Origin of the sequence: Sphingobium sp., assembly GCF_035511395.1 — a bacterium.
GTDB lineage: Bacteria > Pseudomonadota > Alphaproteobacteria > Sphingomonadales > Sphingomonadaceae > Sphingobium.
This window is the reverse complement of record NZ_DATKFP010000250.1, coordinates 14,975-33,990: the sequence shown is the minus strand read 5'-3', so window position 1 is coordinate 33,990 and position 19,016 is coordinate 14,975. Positions and strand designations below refer to the sequence as shown.

The following is a 19,016-nucleotide window of genomic DNA, read 5'->3' as shown; positions in this document are numbered from 1 at the left end:
GCAAAGCCGTCCATCCTCTAACCACCCCTTTTCGTCATTCCCGCGAACGCGGGAACCCATCTCCGGACCTTGCGTCCAGCACTACGCCGAAAAAATAGATCATCCCTCCGCGAGGACGAAGGTATAAAACAACCCCTCACATCCCCCTGATCCGCGCCTCCCCCCTCTTCGTCAGCATCAGTTCGCTCATCGCCCACACCAGCGCGTCGGCGCGATCGGGCGATCGCCCCGGCCCGACATAGCCGCCGCCCGCCAGCAAGCCGCACATCTGGTCCTCCAGTTCGGGAAAGGCGCCGCGATGCGCCACCCGCCCCGCTTCGTAGAGCGCCGCCACCGGCTCCGCCCGCGCCGACTTGCCGCGCGACGCATGGACCAGCTTCACCGGCATCTTCTCTTCCGCCGCGCGCAGCACGCTTTCCACCATCGCACCGCCATTATTGGCCTCCGCCACGACCCGGTCCGCGTCATGCACCATCGCCGCAGCCGCGACCGCGCGTGCCCAGCCTTCGGGCCGCATCCCCTCCACGCTCGCATCGGCGATCACATAGGCGCGCCCGTCGCCACCCAGTCCGGCCACCACGATGCCGCACGCATCGCCCCCGGCCGAAGCCGGCGGATCGACCGCCACCACAACCCGCGCCAGCGCGCCCGGCACATGCCGCACCCGGCATGCCTCGATCAGGTCGCGGGTCCACAGCGCACCCTCCACCTCCTCGATCAGCTCGCCGTCCAGTTCCTGCCGCCCCAGCCGCGTGCCGCCATAGCTTTCCGCCATTGCCGCCACGAAGCCGGGCGCCAGGTTGCCCGCATTCTCCACCGTCGCCCCCCGCGTCACGATCACGTCACCGCCGCTCCGCGCCACCAGCGCCCGCACCAGCGGGACCGGCCGTGGCGTCGTCGTCGCCAGCACGCGCGGCCCGGAACCCGATGCATCGCCCAACCGGATCCCCATCATCAGATTGTGCCAGGCCGCCTCGCCGCCCGCCCATTTGGCGATCTCGTCGGCCCAGCCATGGCTGAACTGCGGCCCACGCAGGCTCTCCGGTTCCGCCGCGCCGAACAGCCGCGCCTCCGCGCCATTGGGCCAGGTCAGCTTGCGCAGCGCCGGCGCATAGATCGGCCGCGCCCACCATGGCGCGACGGACAGCAGTCCCGACGCGCCCTCCACCATCACGCTGCGCGCCTCGCCCAATGTCGCGCCTACCAGAGCGATCCGCGCCGCCGGGTCGCCTTCCGCGATCCCACGCACCCATTCCGCCCCGGCCCGCGTCTTGCCGAAACCGCGCCCCGCCATCATCAGCCAGATGCGCCAGTCGCCCTCCGGCGCCAGCTGCGCAGGCCGCGCCAGAAACGCCCATTCCCGTTCCAGCCGCTCGGCCGTCCCCTGGTCCAGTCGCTTGAGGATCGTTCCCTGCGCCCGCCCGTCCGCTTCGGCCAGCCACTCCATATCCGAAAGCTGCATCGCCCTTCTCCCCACCCGGCTCCGCGTCCCGCAGACACGAAAAAGGCCGCCCGCAGGCGGCCTTCCCAAACATCCCCCGCCCCCTGACAGGCCCGCCGGAAATGGTCGAGGCTATTTCCGCGGCGCCATCCCGCCAAAGGTCACGATGCTCTCTGCCCCGTCCCTCGTCACCGACGACACGCCGATGAAATGGTCGTCCACCACCACATCCTTCAGCACGAACTCGGTCGCGCCGATCACGATCCGGCTGTTCGACCATGCCTGTTCGTCCGCCCGCCGCCAATAGATGCGATAGGCCGCCGCGCCCGGCACCGAATCCCAGAAAACCCGCGTATCCATCGACAGCGCCCCGTCCAGCGACACGCTTGCCGGCGCCGCCGGCGCCTCCGCCAGTTCGCGCAGCGCCGCCACGTTCAGCGCCGTCACCTTCGCCAGATAGGGAAAGTCCATCCCCTCGACCGTATCGCCATAGACGCGGCCATTTTCGGTCCGCAGATCCTGATGCTGCCGGTCGTAATTCTCGATCCCGACGGAAAAGCGCACCGCCGGAAATCCCAGTTCCAGGAAGGGCGAATGGTCGCCGCCCCGCCCGAACCGGTCCAGCCGCCGCACGGCGAACACATCCAGCCCGATCTGCGGATTGGCCTCCGCAATGCCATCGATCTTCTTGGCCAGCGCGCGCGACGGCCCGTCATCCTCGCCGCCGATCGCGCGCCGCGTCAAATTAGCCTTGGCGTCCTCGGCAAAGCGGATGCCTTCGGAAAAGACCCGCACCCGGTCCGCGACGATCTGTCCGTTCTGGCCGACTATGTTGCCGACGATATCGTTGTTCAGCATCGCCCGCACCTGCCAGCCGCGCTTCTTCGCGGTGTCGGCCAGCAGCTTCGCGCCCCAGAGCCCCTGCTCCTCGCCCGACAGCAGCGCATAGACGATCGTCCCGTCGAACTTTTCGCCCGCCAGCACCCGCGCCGCCTCCATGACCAGCGCCGTGCCCGACGCATTGTCGTTCGCGCCCGGCGCATCGCTCGTGATGTTCATGACGTCGGTCACGCGGCTGTCGATATGCCCCGCGATGATCACCACCTGATTGGGATCGCCCGTCCCCTTCTGGATCGCCAGCACATCGGCCACCTCTACCCCTTGCGGCGCGCGCGGCCCGGTGAAGGGACCGGAAATCGTCTCGACGCTCAGGCACCCGCCGCAACTCTTGCTGATCTTCTCGAACTCTTGCCCACCCCATTTGCGCGCCGCACCGATCCCGCGCTTGGGGTCGGTCGCCGATGACAGGGTGTGCCGCGTCCCGAAACTCACCAGCTTCTCGACGGTCGTCTTCAACCGCACCGGATCGGGCGCCTTCATCTGGGCAAGGGCGGGAGTGGTCAGGGCCGAAGCCGCGGCGATCAGGATGATTGTCTTCATGGGACCAAACTCATATCGCCTGTGGCACGACTGTAAAGCACCCACATCTTCCCGATCGTCGCTCGCCATGCTTTAACCCGCGTCGACACTGCCAGAGCATTCAAAAGGCAATAGGGGAAGCCACATCATGAATAACAACAACAAGATCGCCCGCCGCACCCTGCTCGGCGCGCTGCCGGTCCTCGCCTTCCTCCCCGCTGCGGCACAGGCGCTCAGCGTCAGCCCACGCTGCCGCGTCATCATCGACAATGATTTTTCCGGCGACCCCGACGGCCTGTTCCAGCTCGCCCATCATCTCCTCTCGCCCTCGGTGGAGGTCGCCTTCATCATCGGCTCGCATATCCACGATCCCGAACTCTTCGACCGGTCGAAGACGCAGGCCGACAATGCCGCCCGCATCGCGAGCGACCTCATGGACCGGATGCGCCTCGCCCGCCGCCCGGACGTGATCGCCGGCCGCAACGCCGCACTCGCCCCCGGCGCACCTGCCGAGCAGACCCCCGCCGTCCGCCGGATTCTTGCCGAAGCGCGGCGCGACAGCAAAATGCCGCTCTATTATGTCGCCGGCGCCGGTCTCACCGACCTGGCCGAAGCCGTCCGCATCGATCCGTCCATAGCCCGACGCATGACCCTGATCTGGATCGGCGGACCGGAACATCCCGACTCCCGGCCCTCCGTCCATGTCCAGCCGCACAAGGAATATAATCTCACCATCGACCTGCCCGCCGCCCGCTATCTCTTCAACGACAGCGCGCTCCCCATCTGGCAGGTGCCGCGCGACATCTACCGCACGCTGATGATCAGCCATGCCGAACTGGAAAGCGGCCTGGCGCAGGCTGGCGCGCTCGGCCGCTTCCTGCTCGATCATCTGGAAAAGATCATTCGCATGATCCCCAACCATCTGGGCGAAACCTATATCCTTGGCGACAGCCCGCTGGTCACGCTGACCGCGCTCCAATCCTCGTTCGAGCCGGATCCCGCCTCCAGCGACTATGCCGTCCGCCCCACGCCGCGCATCACGGAAAAGGCGACCTACGAACCCGCCCCCGACGCCCGCCCGATGCGCCTCTACACCAGCATCGACACGCGGCTGACCTTCGAAGACATGTTCGCCAAGTTCCGCGCCGGCAGTCGCTGACAGGTCCGAAGCAAAAATCACCCCATGCTTCGCTACAAATGCGACATTTGCCGGAAGCATATCACGTCTATCCCGTCTCTCGTCAGCGGCACTCCTCTGCGGATCCCCCTCTGCCGCCGCTGACACTCCCCCTGAACCTCGACCCCCGGCGACCTGCCGGGGGTTCTTTTCCTGAGCCTGAACCAGACGAGCCTTCATCATCGGCGCAGCCGGCTCCGGCGCTGCCCGGATCAGATGCCCCGGATCTGATGTCGATGCCAATACAGCGAAATCCAGCCCGCCTGCATGCAGATCTGCCGCCGGGCGACCATGAATTTCAACGTCAATGCCAGGTCATCCTGATCCACCCCTCCCAGGTCCAGCGCCTGGACCGGCCTCGCGCCAAGGCGCTGTAAAATCATGCTTTCCAACGTCATGTCAGAGTAAAGCTGCGGGCGACATGGTCCGTTCCGGCGGCGGCATGGTTAACATCCATCCCGCCGCGCGGAACGATCGCTCCGCCTCCAAACTGCTGTTTTGACGGGATGAAATGGCCGAACACCGCCACCCGACCCGCGCGCTTCAAGCCCCCGCCGTCGCACGCCGTCGCCTGATCTCTTCCAGCACGCCGCGCACCCGCTCCACCGCATCGGCGCTGTCGGGCCGCTCGCCGCCCGCCTCCGTCCGGATCTTCGCCACCCGGTCGCGATAGCGCTGCCACAATTGCAGCCCCAGCGTCAGGCTGGGCGCGCGCTTGACCTTGCGCGTCTTCACCGCGCCGTCGCCGTCGCTCACCACCTCCTCGGTCTCGCTGCCGAACAAGGCCGCGCGCATCAGCATCATCTCGATCTCGGCATAGCCCTGTTCCAGCGCCGCATCCCACGCCCGCGCAAACACCGGATCGCGCGCCTTGCGGTCATAGGCGCCGGCCCGGCACTTGCCGACCGCACGCGCCGCCTCGCTGACATTGCAGGTCTCGGCCAGCACCGCCATGAACTCGGTCACCTCGCTTCTGGTCCAGCTGTCCTTGCGCGCCTTGCGCAACTGCGCTCGCGGTCCCCCGCCAGCCTTCTGCCGCTGCGCCACCAACGCACCGCGCTTCTTCTCCCCGACCATGCGCCCCTCCGCTGCCAGACCGGCGCACGGCAAAAGGGCCGGCCCCGAACAGGACCAGCCCCTTGGCAATCGCTGCCTTGGCGACTCACATTTTCCCAATATCCACTTAACTGCCACAGGAGCGTGACGATGTCAAGAAGAATGTACCATATGGGTTAAATCAAGCCGCCATCTTCGCCAGGATCGCTGCCTCCTGCGTCATCGCGTCGGCAAAGCTCGGCCGCGCCCGGATCTTTTCCAGCCACGCCACCACCTTTGGCCAGCGCTCGCCCGTCAGCCCCTTGGAACAATAGCAGACGTTGATCAGCGGACAGGCGGCAGCAATATCCGCCAGCGTGAAGCGGTCCTCGACCAGCCAGCCGCTGTCGGGCAGCACGCTCTCCAGATAATCATAGAGGGGCGGCATCTTCTCTGCCTCCGCCGTATCGGCCAGCGCCGGATCGTGCGGCATCTTCAGCGCCTTGCCCACCACCCGGTTGAAGAAGAGCTGCGCCCCCGCCGCCTGCGCGATGGTATCGCCAAATTCCTCATACCAGATCGTCCGCGCCCGCGCCTTCGGTTCGGTCGGGATCAGGTTGGGTTCCGGATGCAGGGCATCCATATAGGTTATGATCGCGGTCGAATCGCTGATCAGGAAGTCGCCATCCTCCAGCGCCGGCATCTTGCCGAAGGGGGATGCCTGCATGAACGCCGGATCCCCCCGCCCGAACCCGGCCGGCCTGACCTCGATGGAGATGCCTTTCTCCGCCGCAAAAACGATGACCTTGCGCACGAAGGGTGACGGTCTGGCGCCATGGATGATCATGATGTTCCTCCTCTCCTTTGGTCGGAAGCCGCACCATGACCTTAAAGTAGCAAATTGCAACCAATATAGAGCGACTCCAGCGCCAACGCTCGCCACCCGCCTTTAAGGCTGGGTGTGGCAGCAGAAGCGGGATCCGGGGTGAAGACCGGACGACGTCGGACTGATGGCGGCGCTCGCCGCCTCCAATCAGGCCCGCCCCCGGAAAAAGGGGGCGGAAAACCGCCCCCTTCCACAATCGTGAACTGTTGCCCCCGCGTCACATCGTGATCTTCGCGCCGGCATACATATAGCGGCCGACGAAGCTGATCGGATAGTTGCTGGACGCGATCGATGGCTGCTGGTCGAACAGATTGTTCGCGCCGACATAGAAGCGGAACCGCTCGTCCACGTCATAGGCAACATACAGGTCGTGCTGCCATTTTTCCTTGTACCAGAAATATTTGGGGTCGGAGAGGTCGGGGTTCGCCGTCAATTCCTCGGTCGTGTAGCGGCGGGTCTTGCTGAACCAGCTGATGCCGTAATTGACCGTCAGCTTGTCGAGCTTCCAGGTGATGTCCCCGGTCGCATTCCACTTGGGATAATAGGCCTCCAGCCGGTCGACATCGACCACCGCGCCCGGTGATGGGATGAACTCCAGCTTGTTGAGGTAGCCGCCGACCAGCGACAGGCTGAACGCCCCCGCCTTGGCCGTCTCGAACCCGTAATTCAGCTTGAAATCCGCGCCCGACGTCCGGAAATTGGCGACATTCTGCGGCTGCACGAACCAGCTGCTGATATAGCCGGTGCCTGTCGCGCGGGTGATATTCTGGCAGAAGACATTGTCCAGCGTCGGCTGATCGACGCACAGTTCCGCCACTTCCTCGGCCGTCGCCGTGTTGATCGCATCCTTCAGCTTGATGTCATACCAGTCGAACGAGGCCACCAGGCCGGGAATGAAGCCGGGGCGCAGCACCACGCCCGCCGTCCAGGTCCGCGCCGTCTCCTCCTGCAGGTTGCGGTTGCCGCCGGTATTGCCGGGCAGGCTGACGGTGGCGGTCGGATCATTCTCCGGGTTGAACGCGGCGATCTGCCCCGGCGTCAGCCCGGCCGCCGCCAGCGTCGCCTGGCAATTGGCCACGCGATATTGCGTGCCCTCGTCGATATAGACCGGATCGCACGGATCGCCGATGAAGGCGAAGCTGCCGTTGCGCGGCGCAAACAGTTCGGTGATGTTGGGCGCGCGCACCGCTTCGGACCATGTCCCGCGGAATGTGATGTCGGGGATCGGCGCATAGGTGCCGTCGACCTTCCAGGTCGTCGTCTTGCCGATGGTCGAATAATCCGACAGGCGGAGCGCCGCGCCGAAGCTCAGCATATGGGCGAAGGGCATGTCCTTGAGCACGGGCACCGACAATTCGCCGAATATCTCCTTCACGTCGAAGCTGCCCTTCTCCGTCAACTGCACGGAAAAGTCCTGCAACGCGCCCTGCTGCAACAGATCGTCGGGAACGAAGCTGCTCTTTTCCTTGCGATATTCGGTACCCAGAGCGAAGCCGACCGGACCACCCGGCAACTCGAAGAACTGGCCGAAGTCGCCGGAGATGGAACCGGACACGACATGCTGCTGTACCTTGGCGCGGTTCATGACGTCAGCATTGATCCAATCGAGCGCCGCCTGATCCCGCACGCCGTTGCCCAGCAGGTTGAGCGGACGGCAACCGCTCCCCGCGCCCGGCGTAAAGGTCGATGCCGGCGCGTCATAATTGTCGGGATTGATCGTATCGTCGGGGAACAGGTCCGACCGGCAAACGATATTGCCCGTTGCCGGATCGCGCACCGCATCGATCGCTGCCCAGTAACGGTCGCCGATGCGATAGTCGGTCAGCAGCACCTTCGACTTGGTCTGCCCGAAGGTATAGGACAGTTCATAGCGGGCATGATCGGAAATCGCCCCCTCGAACCCGCCGACGAAGCGCATCGTCTCGCGGTCGTTACGCTCGCCGCGTACACCCAGGTCGAAATTGTCGCGGGAAATCAGCGCCCCGTCCGCCGTCGATGCAATGCCCGCATAACGATCCTGCAAATAGGGATTGTCGGGAGACAGATAGGTGAAGAAATCGAACGACGGCTGCGCCAGGGTGAACGTCCGGTTCTTTACATATTTGGCTTCGAGGAAGACTTTCACCGAATCGCTGAAGTCATAATGCGACAGCAGGTTGATATTGTGGACGCGGTTATAGGCCTGAAGATCGCCCTGATAGCCGGCCAGCGGCGTGCTGTCCCCGCCCTGCGTCAGCCCGCCCGACGACCGCAGCAACGTGCCCCGGTCATAGACCTTGCCCGATCCGGTGAAGTCCGGAATGCCGTCCAGATCCAGATCGACTGCGCCATCGACCGAACTGTCGGCATAGCGCAGGTCGTTGAGCGGGATCCGGTCGGGTACATTGGGATCGTCCGGAAAGTCCGCGGGATTGCGCACGATGCCATAGGTGCGCAGCGGGTTCCCGGTTCGCGCCCGGTCGAAACTGCTTACCCGGTCCTGCTCGCGAAACTCGTAGGACAGCGCGATATTGCCACGCCCGTCACTGAAATTCTTGCCATAGGTCACGGATCCATAACGCTGCCCGGCGTCACCCCGGCTGGAAATACCCACCTGCCCACTGGCCTTTAGACCGTCGAAGTCGCGCTTCAGGCGGAAATTGACCACACCCGACACGCCGTCCGCACCATAGATGGCCGACGCGCCGCCGGTCAGCACGTCGACACCCTCGATCAGGTCGTTGGGAATGGTGTTGATATCGACCGCCGCCGACCCGGACAGGCTCGACACATGGCGGCGGCCATTGACCAGCACCAGCGTCCGGTTCTCGCCCAGTCCGCGCAGGTCGAGCAACTGCACGCCCACCGCGCCGAAATCGGCATTGGAACCGGACGTACGCGCGCCATTCAGCGAATTGATCAGCGCCGGATTCTGCGCCAGTGTATCGACCAGTTGAACGTTGCCCGCCTGCTCCAGCGACTCGGCCGTCACCGTGACCAGCGGATTGGCGAGATTATAGTCGCTGCGCTGGATGCGGCTGCCGGTGACGATGATCGTCTCGCCTTCATCGGCGGCCGGCGTCTCCTGCGCCATCAGCGGTGCCGCGGCCAGAGTCGAGAGTGCGGTGGAAAGAGTGCTGGCAGCCAGCAACGCCCGCGCGAAAGCAGTGCGGTTCGGCATGAATGTTCCCCTCTGTTCGCCGACTTCAAGGAAGCCGGATCAGCGGACAACACCCCACGCCCCACAAGGATCACTGCCAGGTTGCCGGCTATTACGCTTTATTTCAAACTGTTGCACTGGCGCAACAGGATGACGTCAAGCCGCCGCCTATTCCCCTACGGCTTCCGCGCGTGCGATCAGCGCCTGCGCTTCCTCGACATGCATCGTCTCGATCATCCGCCCTTCGAACCGTTCCGCCCCGCCGGTGGCCGCCTCCACCAGCCGCCGCGCATCCGCCACCGCCTGCGCATCCGGGCCGAACACCTGGTTCGCCACCGTCACCTGGCTCGGATGGATCAGCGTCTTGCCGTCGAAGCCCAGCGCATGGCCCTCGGCGCATTCCGCTTCCAGCCCGGTCTCGTCGTCCAGCCGGTTGAACACGCCGTCGAACACCGCGATACCCGCCGCCCGCGCTGCCAGCACCACCGCCTGCATGGCATGGCTGAGGCCCACCCGACCGGCCGACGGCGGAATGCCCAGATCCTTGCGCAGGTCGTTATTGCCCATGAACAGCCCGGCGCAGCCTTCGCCGGCCGCGATCGCCGGCGCCGCCAGGACGCCGCGCGCGCTCTCGATCATGGCGATCACCGGCTTGTGGCAGACGCTGAACACATCCTTGACCTGCTTGGGATGCTCGACCTTGGGCAGCACGACATAGTCGGCGCCCGACGCCTTGACCGCGATCATCTCGACTCCGTGCCAGCGCGTCCCCTCGACATTGATCCGCACCGCGCTCAGCCGCCCGCCGAACCCCTCTGCCAGCGCCTCGACAGCGCCCGCCCGCGCCATTTCCTTGGCGTCATCGGCCACCGCGTCTTCCAGGTCGAGGATCACCATGTCGCACGGCAGCGTCCGCACCTTGGCGATGGCCCGCGCATTGGACGCGGGCAGGAACAGCAGCGAACGGGCATGGCGCAATTGCATTGGGCGTCTCTCCTCATGACTGTCCCCGGCTTAGCGCAGCCGTGCGGCAGGAACAGCCCTTTTCATACCCTGATGCAGGCATGACAGTAAGTGCTTAATATTTCGGCCTGACCACGTCATGATCCGGCGAACAGTTGAAATATCGCCGGTCATAAACTCAAAATACAGACTCTTCCTCTAGTTCCTCTTCCGAAAGGAGCATGAACAGATGTCATTCGTGTCAGACATTGTTGGGGCGATGCCCGCATGATCCATCGCATAGCCTGCGATCAGGTCCGCCTCGGCATGTATGTTCACAAGCTTGGCGGCTCCTGGTTCGCCCATCCTTTCTGGCGCAACCGACGCCTGCTCGACACCGCCGAAGAGGTGGAAGCGGTGCGCGCATCGGGCCTTCCCTATGTCGAGATCGATGACGAACGCGGTCTCGCTCCCGAACGCATCGCGTCGGCCGCGTCGCGCCCCGAACGCACCACGCCCCCCGCACCGATCTGGTCCGGTCCCCGCTCAAAGACCGCGCCGGACACGCTCCGTGCGGCGGAACGCAAGCGCGCGGTCGATCTGGTCGATCGGTCCCGCCGGGTGATGAAGCGCGTGTTCGAAAGCGCCCGTCTCGGCCGCGCGATCCGCATGGCGGAAGTCGCCCATGTCGTCGAGGAAGTCACCGCCGCCGTCACCCGCAACGCCCAGACATTGCTCGGCGTCATCCGCCTGAAGTCCAAGGACGAATATACCTATTACCACTCCGTCGCGGTCTGCACCCTGATGGTGAATTGCGGGCGGCATCTGGGCTTGCCCGACGCGGAAGTGGAGCAGCTCGGCTTCGCCGGCCTGCTCCATGATATCGGCAAGATGGGCATACCCGAATCGATATTGAACAAGGCCGGCAGCCTGACCGACGAGGAATTCGACCTCGTCCGCGGCCACCCCGCCCATGGCCATGGCCTGCTGGTCGACGCCGGCGACATGCCCGACATGGCGCTCGACGTCTGCCTGCATCATCATGAGAAGGTCGACGGGTCGGGCTATCCCTTCGGCCTGTCCGCCGACCGGCTGAGCCTTGCCGCGCGGCTCGGCGCCATCTGCGACGTCTATGACGCGCTGACTTCCGACCGCATCTACAAGGCTGGCTGGCCTCCGGTGGAGGCGGTCGCCGCGATGTGGAGCTGGGACGGGCATTTCGACCGCGTCCTGCTGTTCCGCTTCATGCAGAGCATCGGCGTTTTCCCCACCGGTATGCTGGTGACGCTGCGCAGCAACCGGCTGGGACTGGTGCTGGAAAACAGCCGTCGCGCCTCGCGCCCCAGGGTCTGCGCCTTCTACGACACCCGCGCCAACGCCTTCCTGCCGCCCGAAACCGTCACCCTGCGCGACGACCTGTCCGGGGACCAGATCGTCGCCCCCGAACTGCCGGAACGCTGGGGCTTCCGCGACTGGGACGCGATGGCGGAGCGGCTCGCGAAGGGGGAAAACCTGAACGCATAGCCCCCTCAGCCATATACCAGCATGTACAATACGCCCACGACGGTCAGCAGCAGCGAGAACCAGAAGAAGCCGAAATCGGGCTTGTCGGGATCCCGCATGAGTCAGTCCTGCCTTTGCGTGCGCCGGACCAGCAGATCGTCGGTCACGGTCATGGTGAAGATCGGGTCGGCATTCGCCGGAACCTCGGCGATCGCATCGACGAAGGCCGCGCGGGTTTCCGGATCGTCATACACCATCTTGGCGTCGAACGCCGCGCGCCACGTTGCTTCGTCGGGCCATTCGGCATAGCCGACGAACCGGCCGTCCGCGTCGCGATGGAGCCGCGAGCCATAGCTGCCATATCTTTCCCGGATCAGGTCGGTGCCGCGCCGCCAGGCCGCGCGGAACTGATCCTCCTTGCCGGGGTGGACCCGCCACCAATAGACCGCCACGAACATCGGCTCTCTCCTTCACAGAGGAGAATGAGCCGGATCGAGCGCCGGTTCCAGCGGTGTCCGATAGGGTTGGGCACCGGCCCTCATGGGAAGGCCGGTGCCGCTACATCAGAGAATGCTCTGGCCGGTCTTGGCCCAGTCGGCCGCGAACGCGTCCAGCCCCTTGTCGGTCAGCACATGCTTGGACAGCATCTTGATGACGGCCGGCGGGGCGGTGATGACGTCGGCGCCGATCTTCGCGCAATCCAGGACATGGATCGGGTGGCGCAGCGATGCCGCCAGGATCTCGGTCTTGAACGCATAATTGTCGTAAATCAGGCGGATATCCTCGATCAGCGCCAGACCGTCGAAGCCATTGTCGTCATGACGACCGACGAAGGGCGAGATGAAGCTCGCGCCGGCCTTGGCCGCCAGCAGCGCCTGATTGGCCGAGAAGCACAGGGTCACGTTGACCATCGCGCCATCATCGGTCAGCGCCTTGCAGGTCTTGAGGCCGTCGATGGTCAGCGGCACCTTGATGCAGACATTGTCCGCGATCTTCCGCAGGATCGCGGCTTCCTTCATCATCGTCTCATGGTCGAGCGCGACCACTTCGGCCGACACGGGGCCATCGACGATGCCGCAGATTTCCTCGACCACTTCCAGGAAGGCGCGGCCGGACTTGTGGATCAGCGTGGGGTTGGTGGTGACGCCGTCCAGCAGGCCGGTGGCGGCCAGTTCGCGGATTTCGGCGGTGTCGGCGGTGTCGACGAAGAATTTCATGGGACGGAACTCCGGGGATAAGCGAATCGCGCCCCTTTAAAGGGTTTTCCAAGCAGGTGGAAACGGAGTTCGCCGAACTTCGCTTCCACCTGCTGACTCGGAAAACGCGGCAAAACAAAAATCCAGGCTGGCGCCCGGATTCGCCATCATCGGCGCCGATAATTGCATAGCAACAATATCATGATTAAGCCGCAGGCACCTTTCCAAAGGACCAGATATGCAGCGCGCCGCCCGTCTCCTGACGATATCTCTCGCCATGGGCTGCGCACCGCCTACATGGGCGGCGACCGAGGAAAGCCAGGCCTGGATGACGGAGCATGTCACCATCCGCGCAGGTCAGGACAATATCGTCTCGATCGATTCGAGCCAGCGCGCCCGATCCGACGGCAAGAGCGGCGGCGAGCAGTTTCTGGCCCGCATCGGCATCGACCATCGATTGACACCTGCCGTCCAGCTTGGCGGCGGCGTCGCCTATCTCAAGAGCGAGATCGATCAGGAAATGCGCCTGTATCAGCAGCTGACGCTGGCCAAAGGCATCTGGCTCAGCCGGACCCGGATCGAGCAGCGCTTCTTCGACAATGCCGATGAGGCAAGCTGGCGGCTGCGGCAGCGGGTGCAGGCGTCGTTGCCGATCGACCGGGCGAAGAGATGGACGCTGGTCGCGGCGGGCGAACTCTTCTTCCACCTCAACCGCGCACGGCCGAGCGACAAGACCGGCCTTGCCGTGATGCGGCACCAGATCGGCGTCCGCCACCCGATCGCCAGGGCGGTCGACGCCCAGCTCCTCTACATGCGCCAGCAGAATTTCCGCGACGGGCGCCCCGATGTCGTATCGCACATTCCATGGCTTACGCTGAGTTGGCGGCTGTAGAGTGGGATAACCCAGGCCACGCGGAGAAACACTGAAGGTCTGCTGGCGGCCAATTGTGGCCAATCCTTCTCCCTCGGAGGGAGAAGGATATGAAGCCTTACCGCGTAGCGGTTAGGCGGAGTTGGATGAGGGGGATTGGCGCAAGTTCAGCCCATTTCCCTGAGGTTGCTTCCCCCTCACCCAGCTACGACTAGGCAGCAAGCTGCCAAGTCTGCGCATCCCCCTCCCTCCAAGGGAGAGGGGTTAGAAATGTCCCCCAAACCACCCATCCCGGCCATAGCATCCAGCGTTGATCCGTTCGCGACAGCATTGCGCCGCGCGTCCAGCGCTTTAAGGACGGAAGGCATGTCTTCGCGCGCCCGTGTCCTGATCCTCAACGCCGCCCTTGGTCCGCTCGATTATCGCGTGCCCCATGGGATGCGTGTCGAACCGGGCAGCATCGTCGTCGCGCCGCTGGGACCGCGCCAGCTGATCGGCGTGGTGTGGGAGGAAGACAGCTTCCCCGATATCGAGACGGTGGGCGACAACCGACTGCGCAACCTGCTGGAGGTAGTCGACGCCCCGCCCCTGCCCGAACCGCTGCGCCGGCTGATCGAATGGACCGCCGACTATTATCTCAGCCCGCCCGCCGCGGTGCTGCGCATGGCGTTGTCGTCCATGGCAGCGCTGGAAGGCGCTCGGACGGTGATCGAATATCGGGCGACCGGCGCAGTGCCCGACCGCATGACCGAGCAGCGCGCCCAGGCGCTCGAACGGATCGGCGAGCGGCAGGGCTTGATCCGCGAACTGGCGATGATCGGCGGGGTCAGCGACGCGGTGATCCGCGGCCTCATCAAGCAGGATATATTCGAGGCGGTGGAGGTAAGCATCGACACCCCCTTCCCCATGCCCGATCCCGACCATGCCCCACCTGCTTTGTCCGAGGCGCAACGGGACGCGGCGATCATCATGGCGGACGCGGTGCGCGCGCACGACTTCGCCCCCTTCCTGCTCGACGGCGTCACCGGGTCGGGCAAGACCGAAGTCTATTTCGAGGCGATCGCCGCCGCCATCCGTGCCGACCGGCAGACGCTGGTGCTGCTCCCCGAAATCGCGCTTACCGAGCCTTTCCTCGAGCGCTTCGAAAAGCGCTTCGGCACGGTGCCGGTCAACTGGCACAGCGGCCTGCGCCAGAGCGAGCGGCGCCGGGCCTGGCGCGCCATCGCCAGCGGGCAGGCGCAGGTCGTCGTCGGCGCGCGCTCCGCGCTGTTCCTGCCCTATCCCAACCTTGGCCTGATCGTCGTGGACGAAGCGCATGAGGCGAGCTTCAAGCAGGAGGAAGGCGTCCATTACCACGCCCGCGACGTGGCGGTGATGCGCGGCCTGATGGAGAAATTCCCGGTCGTGCTGGCGTCGGCCACGCCCGCGATCGAGACGCGGCATCAGGTCGAACTGGGGCGCTATGCCGAAATCAAGCTGCCCTCCCGCTTCGGCGGGGCGGAGATGCCGGGAATCGAGGGCATAAACCTGCTGACCGATCCGCCCGAGCGCGGCCGCTGGATCGCGCCGCCGCTGGTCAAGGCGATCGACAAGAATATGGAAAAGGGCGAGCAGAGCCTGCTCTTCCTCAACCGACGCGGCTATGCGCCGCTGACGCTATGCCGCCATTGCGGCTATCGCTTCCAATGCCCCAACTGCACTGCCTGGATGGTCGAACATCGGCTGACGCACCGGCTGGCCTGCCATCATTGCGGCCATGTCATCCCCGCGCCGCGCCGTTGCCCAGAGTGCAAGGAGGAGGATTCGCTGGTCGCCTGCGGTCCCGGTGTCGAGCGGATCGCGGACGAGGTGAAGGCGCTCTGGCCGCAAGCGCGCACCGCGATCGCGACGTCCGATACGCTCAGTTCCCCCGCCCGCGCCGCCGAGTTCGTAAAGTCGGTGGAAGGGGGCGACATCGACATCATCGTCGGCACCCAGCTCATCACCAAGGGCTATCATTTCCCGAACCTGACGCTGGTCGGCGTGATCGACGCGGACCTGGGGCTGGAGGGCGGCGACCTGCGCGCGGCCGAACGGACCTTCCAGCAGATCGTTCAGGTCGCCGGGCGCGCGGGACGAGGCGAGAAGCCCGGCAAGGTCTTTATCCAGACCCGTATGCCCGGCAGCGAAGTCATCAAGGCGCTGATCGACGGAGATACCGAGCGATTCTACTGGGTCGAGACGGAGAACCGGCGGCGCGCCAACGCCCCGCCCTTCGGCCGCTTCGCCGCGATCATCATCTCGTCCGAAGATGCCGACGAAGCGGCGCAGACCGCGCGGCTGATCGGCAAGTCGGCCCCGCTGATCGAGGGGATGCGCGTCTATGGCCCCGCCCCTGCGCCGCTGTCGGTCCTGCGCGGGCGGCATCGCCATCGCCTGCTGATCCATGCCACGCGGCAGGTGGATATTCAGGGCGCGATCCGCGAATGGCTCGGCAATCTGGCGTGGAAGTCGGGAACGCGCGTCGCGGTGGACGTCGACCCCTATAGCTTCATGTGATGGAAAGCCCGTGCCGCAACCTCTGTGCGCTCGACCGGGATCGGAAGAACTGCACCGGCTGCGGCCGGACGATCGAGGAAATCGTCCATTGGCGCAGCATGAGCGACGCGGCCCGCGCTGCTGTCATGATGCGGGTGCGGGATTTCCAGCCTTTGCCGCGCTCTTCCCCTTTTCCGCCGCCTGCGCGTCGAACGCCGCCTTGAGCTTCAGCGCCGCCTCGCGCATCTCCGATCCGTGCGGCGAATAGGCGATGGGATCGAGCAGCGTCGATGCCGCTGCATACTCGCCCTTGGCCGCCATCGCATGGGCGAAGTTGAAGCGATATTCCGGGCTTTGCGGCAACAGGGAAAAGGCCTTGTACAACCCGTCATAGCCAAGGTCGGGCATCTTGCCGCCGCGCATCGCATGATAGCGGTAGAAGAGCGCCAGCGGCACGGGATCCTCGGTATCGGCGCGATTGGCGCGGACGATCGATGTCAGAGCGGCTTTCCAGTCGGCTTCGCTGTCGCTCTCATGCGCCTTTTCCAGCAACGCCTCGGCACGCACCGCATAGGCGCGAGAGGATTTTGGGTCGATCGCGATCGCGCGATCAGCATCGGCCAGCGCAGCCCCTTTCTCTTCGGCCGCCCATTCGGCCTCGGCAAGCAACGCGAGCGGATAGGCGCGGGCAGGATATTTGGCGGCCGTGCCGCGAATAGCACTGACGATGCCCGGCAGTTCATCGGTTTTGGGATGGTTGATGAGCCGCAATTCCTCCTCGATCAGGTCGCCCTGCGCCGGATCGACCGCGCTGACGATAATCGTGTCGATCTTCAGTTCCTTGGGTTTCAGCACGGAGGCTGAGAGGCGGTGTCGCAAATAGATCTTCAGATCTTTTTCCAGCCCTTCGAGGCCGCCAGTGAAATAGCTGTCGGGCTGGATATCCTTCACGCCATCGGCCACATCCTTCAGATAGCGTGCAATCTCTGCGCGCCGCTCCTCCTTGTACTGGAAATAATGGGTCAGCAGCCAGGCCGTGCCATAATAGCGGTCCCCGTCGCGCAGGCTGAGGCCGTCCGTGTCGCGCGCAAAGAGATTTTTCACCGGATAGGGCGACCCCAACACCAGTCCCGGTGCGCGGGCCAAGGGTACATGGCCGAACTCGATCGACCCGTCCTTCGGGAATTTCACCACCGAAAAGAACTCGGCGAACCCCTCCACATACCAGGCGGGATAGGCCGCCGGGAAATGGTGCAGCATGAAATGATGGGTATATTCGTGGAAGAGAATTTCCTCCGCTCCGAAATCGAACTGGCTGGTCTTTGCCCCGCGCGACAATACCGCGAAAGCGGTCCGGTCCGACGTGGTGTAGAAACCGCCGATATTGGGATTGCGGGCCAGCGTCTTCACCTTGGCCTCGTTCGACAGCAGATAGACCTTCACCGGACTGCCGCGCTCCGGGTCGGTGACGCGGGTCACGACACGCAGCAGATAGTCGAACTTCTCCAGCCGCTCGGCAAAGCCGCGCAGCTTCTCGTCATTGCCTTCGCTATAGACGGTGAAATGCCGCGTCTGCGCCTGATACCAGGCCGCCTGCGCCGTCCCCATGCCCTTGACAGCCAGCCCCAGCCCGGCCAGCGCCTTCATCCAGAATCGCATCTTTTCCCCCATATCCCCCGGACCGTTCTGGCCGAGCCGGGGCGGTAAGAAAAGATGCAATCTTCCGCTACTTGGCGCCTTCGCGCGCAAGCAGCGCCTGCTTCCGGTCCAGTCCCCAGGCATAGCCGCCCATGCTGCCGTCACTCCGGACGACGCGGTGGCAGGGGATCAGAACTGCCAGATTGTTGTCGCCACAGGCCGTACCCGCCGCCCGCACCGCGCCCGGACGACCGATTGCGGCGGCGATATCGCCATAGCTGCGCGTCTCGCCGGGCGGGATGGCGCGCAAGGCAGCCCAGATCGCCTGCTGGAACTCGGTTCCGCGCACGTCGATCGGCAGGTCCGCGCCGGCAGCGGGATCGTCGACCAGCGCCGCGACCCGCTGCGCCATGGCATCGAGCGCGGGATCGGCCGGGCGGATATCCGCATGGGGAAAGCGGCCGCGCAACTCCGCCTCGCCCTCACCGAAGCTGATGCGACACAGCCCCCTGTCCGTCGCCGCCACCAGCACCGGGCCAAGGCTGCTGTCGATCGTGCGCCAGCGGATCGTCGCACCGCGCCCGCCATCCTTCCAGGCCGTGGGCGTCATGCCCAGATGCTTCTCGGCATCGGCATAGGCGCGGCTCGGCGCATTATAGCCCGCCTCGTAGATCGCCTCCGTCACGCTGCCGCCCTGGTCCAGCGCCGCCTTCAGCCGCTCGGCCCGCAATCCGCGCGCATAGGCGGCCGGCGTCAGGCCCGTCTCGCGCTTGAACAGGCGATGGAAATGATGCGGGGCGTAGCCGACATGATCGGCGATCTCGTCCAGTCGGGGCGCTTCCTCCGCCGCCTCGATCAGGGCGATGGCCTTTTCGACCGCCAGCCGGTCGCGCCCGATCTCATCCGGACGACAGCGCAGGCAGGCGCGATATCCCGCCGCCCGCGCCCCCGCCGGATCGGGCAGGAAGGACATATTTTCCCGCTTCGGGTGGCGCGCGGCGCAGCTTGGCTTGCAATAGATGCCAGTGGTGACGACACAGCCGACAAAGCGCCCGTCCATCGCCCGGTCGCGCGCCAGGAACGCGCGCCAGCAGGCATCGGCATCAGGCATCGCGGGGGAGCGGGCCGGCGTGACGGGCGAAAGGCTAGTCATCTGGTTCATGACCATATGGGATAGAGGACGGCCGCCCGCCATGCTTCCCGCGCCTTGCCGTCAAAGCATTTTGCCTTTTCCCGATTGCACCGCGCCAGC

Annotated in this window: 16 protein-coding genes; 5 read left to right on the top strand and 11 right to left on the bottom strand. The window is 65.1% G+C overall.

All coding sequences use genetic code 11. The features are described from left to right. Positions 1-136: 136 nt before the first annotated feature. Positions 137-1,462 (bottom strand): DNA-packaging protein, encoded by a 1,326-nt coding sequence (locus VMR39_RS17710; RefSeq protein ID WP_325417494.1) that lies wholly within the window; start codon positions 1,460-1,462, stop codon positions 137-139. Positions 1,463-1,573: 111 nt separating this feature from the next. Beyond that, entirely contained in the window at positions 1,574-2,881 is a 1,308-nt protein-coding gene (locus VMR39_RS17705) for a M28 family peptidase (RefSeq protein WP_325417492.1), read from the bottom strand. A 127-nt stretch (positions 2,882-3,008) separates the two neighbouring features. On the opposite strand from VMR39_RS17705, the gene VMR39_RS17700 reads away from it, so the two are divergent. Beyond that, positions 3,009-4,019, top strand: coding sequence for a nucleoside hydrolase (locus tag VMR39_RS17700; protein WP_325417490.1), 1,011 nt, complete (start codon positions 3,009-3,011; stop codon positions 4,017-4,019). 230 nt (positions 4,020-4,249) lie between these two features. On the opposite strand, the gene VMR39_RS17695 is transcribed toward VMR39_RS17700, so the two are convergent. The 5 genes from VMR39_RS17695 to VMR39_RS17675 all read right to left on the bottom strand — a co-directional run bounded on the left by VMR39_RS17695 (position 4,250) and on the right by VMR39_RS17675 (position 10,081). After that, positions 4,250-4,435 carry a hypothetical protein gene (locus VMR39_RS17695; RefSeq protein ID WP_325417488.1) on the bottom strand — a complete coding sequence of 62 codons (186 nt, stop codon included), beginning with the start codon at positions 4,433-4,435 and terminating at the stop codon, positions 4,250-4,252. Between the two features lie 145 nt (positions 4,436-4,580). Next, positions 4,581-5,114, bottom strand: coding sequence for a hypothetical protein (locus tag VMR39_RS17690; RefSeq protein WP_325417486.1), 534 nt, complete (start codon positions 5,112-5,114; stop codon positions 4,581-4,583). Between the two features lie 160 nt (positions 5,115-5,274). Beyond that, positions 5,275-5,919, bottom strand: a complete 645-nt coding sequence (locus VMR39_RS17685) for a glutathione S-transferase family protein (protein WP_325417484.1) — start codon at positions 5,917-5,919, stop codon at positions 5,275-5,277. Between the two features lie 256 nt (positions 5,920-6,175). Beyond that, positions 6,176-9,118, bottom strand: coding sequence for a TonB-dependent receptor plug domain-containing protein (locus VMR39_RS17680; protein ID WP_325417482.1), 2,943 nt, complete (start codon positions 9,116-9,118; stop codon positions 6,176-6,178). Positions 9,119-9,265: 147 nt separating this feature from the next. Then, positions 9,266-10,081, bottom strand: coding sequence for a CoA ester lyase (locus tag VMR39_RS17675; RefSeq protein WP_325417480.1), 816 nt, complete (start codon positions 10,079-10,081; stop codon positions 9,266-9,268). 246 nt (positions 10,082-10,327) lie between these two features. Between VMR39_RS17675 and VMR39_RS17670 the strand changes: the two genes are divergently transcribed. Then, on the top strand, positions 10,328-11,563 hold the full coding sequence (locus VMR39_RS17670; protein ID WP_325417478.1) for an HD-GYP domain-containing protein: 1,236 nt from the start codon (positions 10,328-10,330) through the stop codon (positions 11,561-11,563). Positions 11,564-11,664: 101 nt separating this feature from the next. Here the strand turns inward: VMR39_RS17670 and VMR39_RS17665 are convergent, their stop codons facing one another. Both VMR39_RS17665 and fsa read right to left on the bottom strand, forming a co-directional pair. Beyond that, positions 11,665-12,000 (bottom strand): antibiotic biosynthesis monooxygenase family protein, encoded by a 336-nt coding sequence (locus VMR39_RS17665; RefSeq protein ID WP_325417476.1) that lies wholly within the window; start codon positions 11,998-12,000, stop codon positions 11,665-11,667. Positions 12,001-12,105: 105 nt separating this feature from the next. Continuing rightward, positions 12,106-12,759: a fructose-6-phosphate aldolase gene (gene fsa / locus VMR39_RS17660; protein WP_325417474.1), complete on the bottom strand. Its 654-nt coding sequence runs from the start codon at positions 12,757-12,759 to the stop codon at positions 12,106-12,108. 217 nt (positions 12,760-12,976) lie between these two features. Here fsa and VMR39_RS17655 point away from each other — a divergent pair, with 217 nt between their 5' ends. From VMR39_RS17655 to VMR39_RS17645, 3 genes are all read left to right on the top strand, one after another. Next, on the top strand, positions 12,977-13,630 hold the full coding sequence (locus tag VMR39_RS17655) for a DUF2490 domain-containing protein (RefSeq protein WP_414712546.1): 654 nt from the start codon (positions 12,977-12,979) through the stop codon (positions 13,628-13,630). Between the two features lie 345 nt (positions 13,631-13,975). Next, positions 13,976-16,147 (top strand): primosomal protein N', encoded by a 2,172-nt coding sequence (locus tag VMR39_RS17650; RefSeq protein WP_325417472.1) that lies wholly within the window; start codon positions 13,976-13,978, stop codon positions 16,145-16,147. Next, positions 16,147-16,350 (top strand): DUF1289 domain-containing protein, encoded by a 204-nt coding sequence (locus VMR39_RS17645; RefSeq protein WP_325417470.1) that lies wholly within the window; start codon positions 16,147-16,149, stop codon positions 16,348-16,350. The genes VMR39_RS17650 and VMR39_RS17645 overlap by 1 nt, the downstream gene beginning before the upstream one ends. On the opposite strand, the gene VMR39_RS17640 is transcribed toward VMR39_RS17645, so the two are convergent. Together VMR39_RS17640 and ada are read right to left on the bottom strand one after the other, a co-directional pair. Beyond that, complete coding sequence (locus tag VMR39_RS17640; RefSeq protein ID WP_325417468.1) at positions 16,271-17,785, bottom strand: hypothetical protein; 1,515 nt, start codon at positions 17,783-17,785, stop codon at positions 16,271-16,273. The genes VMR39_RS17645 and VMR39_RS17640 overlap by 80 nt on opposite strands. Positions 17,786-17,852: 67 nt before the next feature. Further along, positions 17,853-18,926, bottom strand: a complete 1,074-nt coding sequence (gene ada / locus VMR39_RS17635) for a bifunctional DNA-binding transcriptional regulator/O6-methylguanine-DNA methyltransferase Ada (RefSeq protein ID WP_325417466.1) — start codon at positions 18,924-18,926, stop codon at positions 17,853-17,855. Positions 18,927-19,016: the final 90 nt, after the last annotated feature.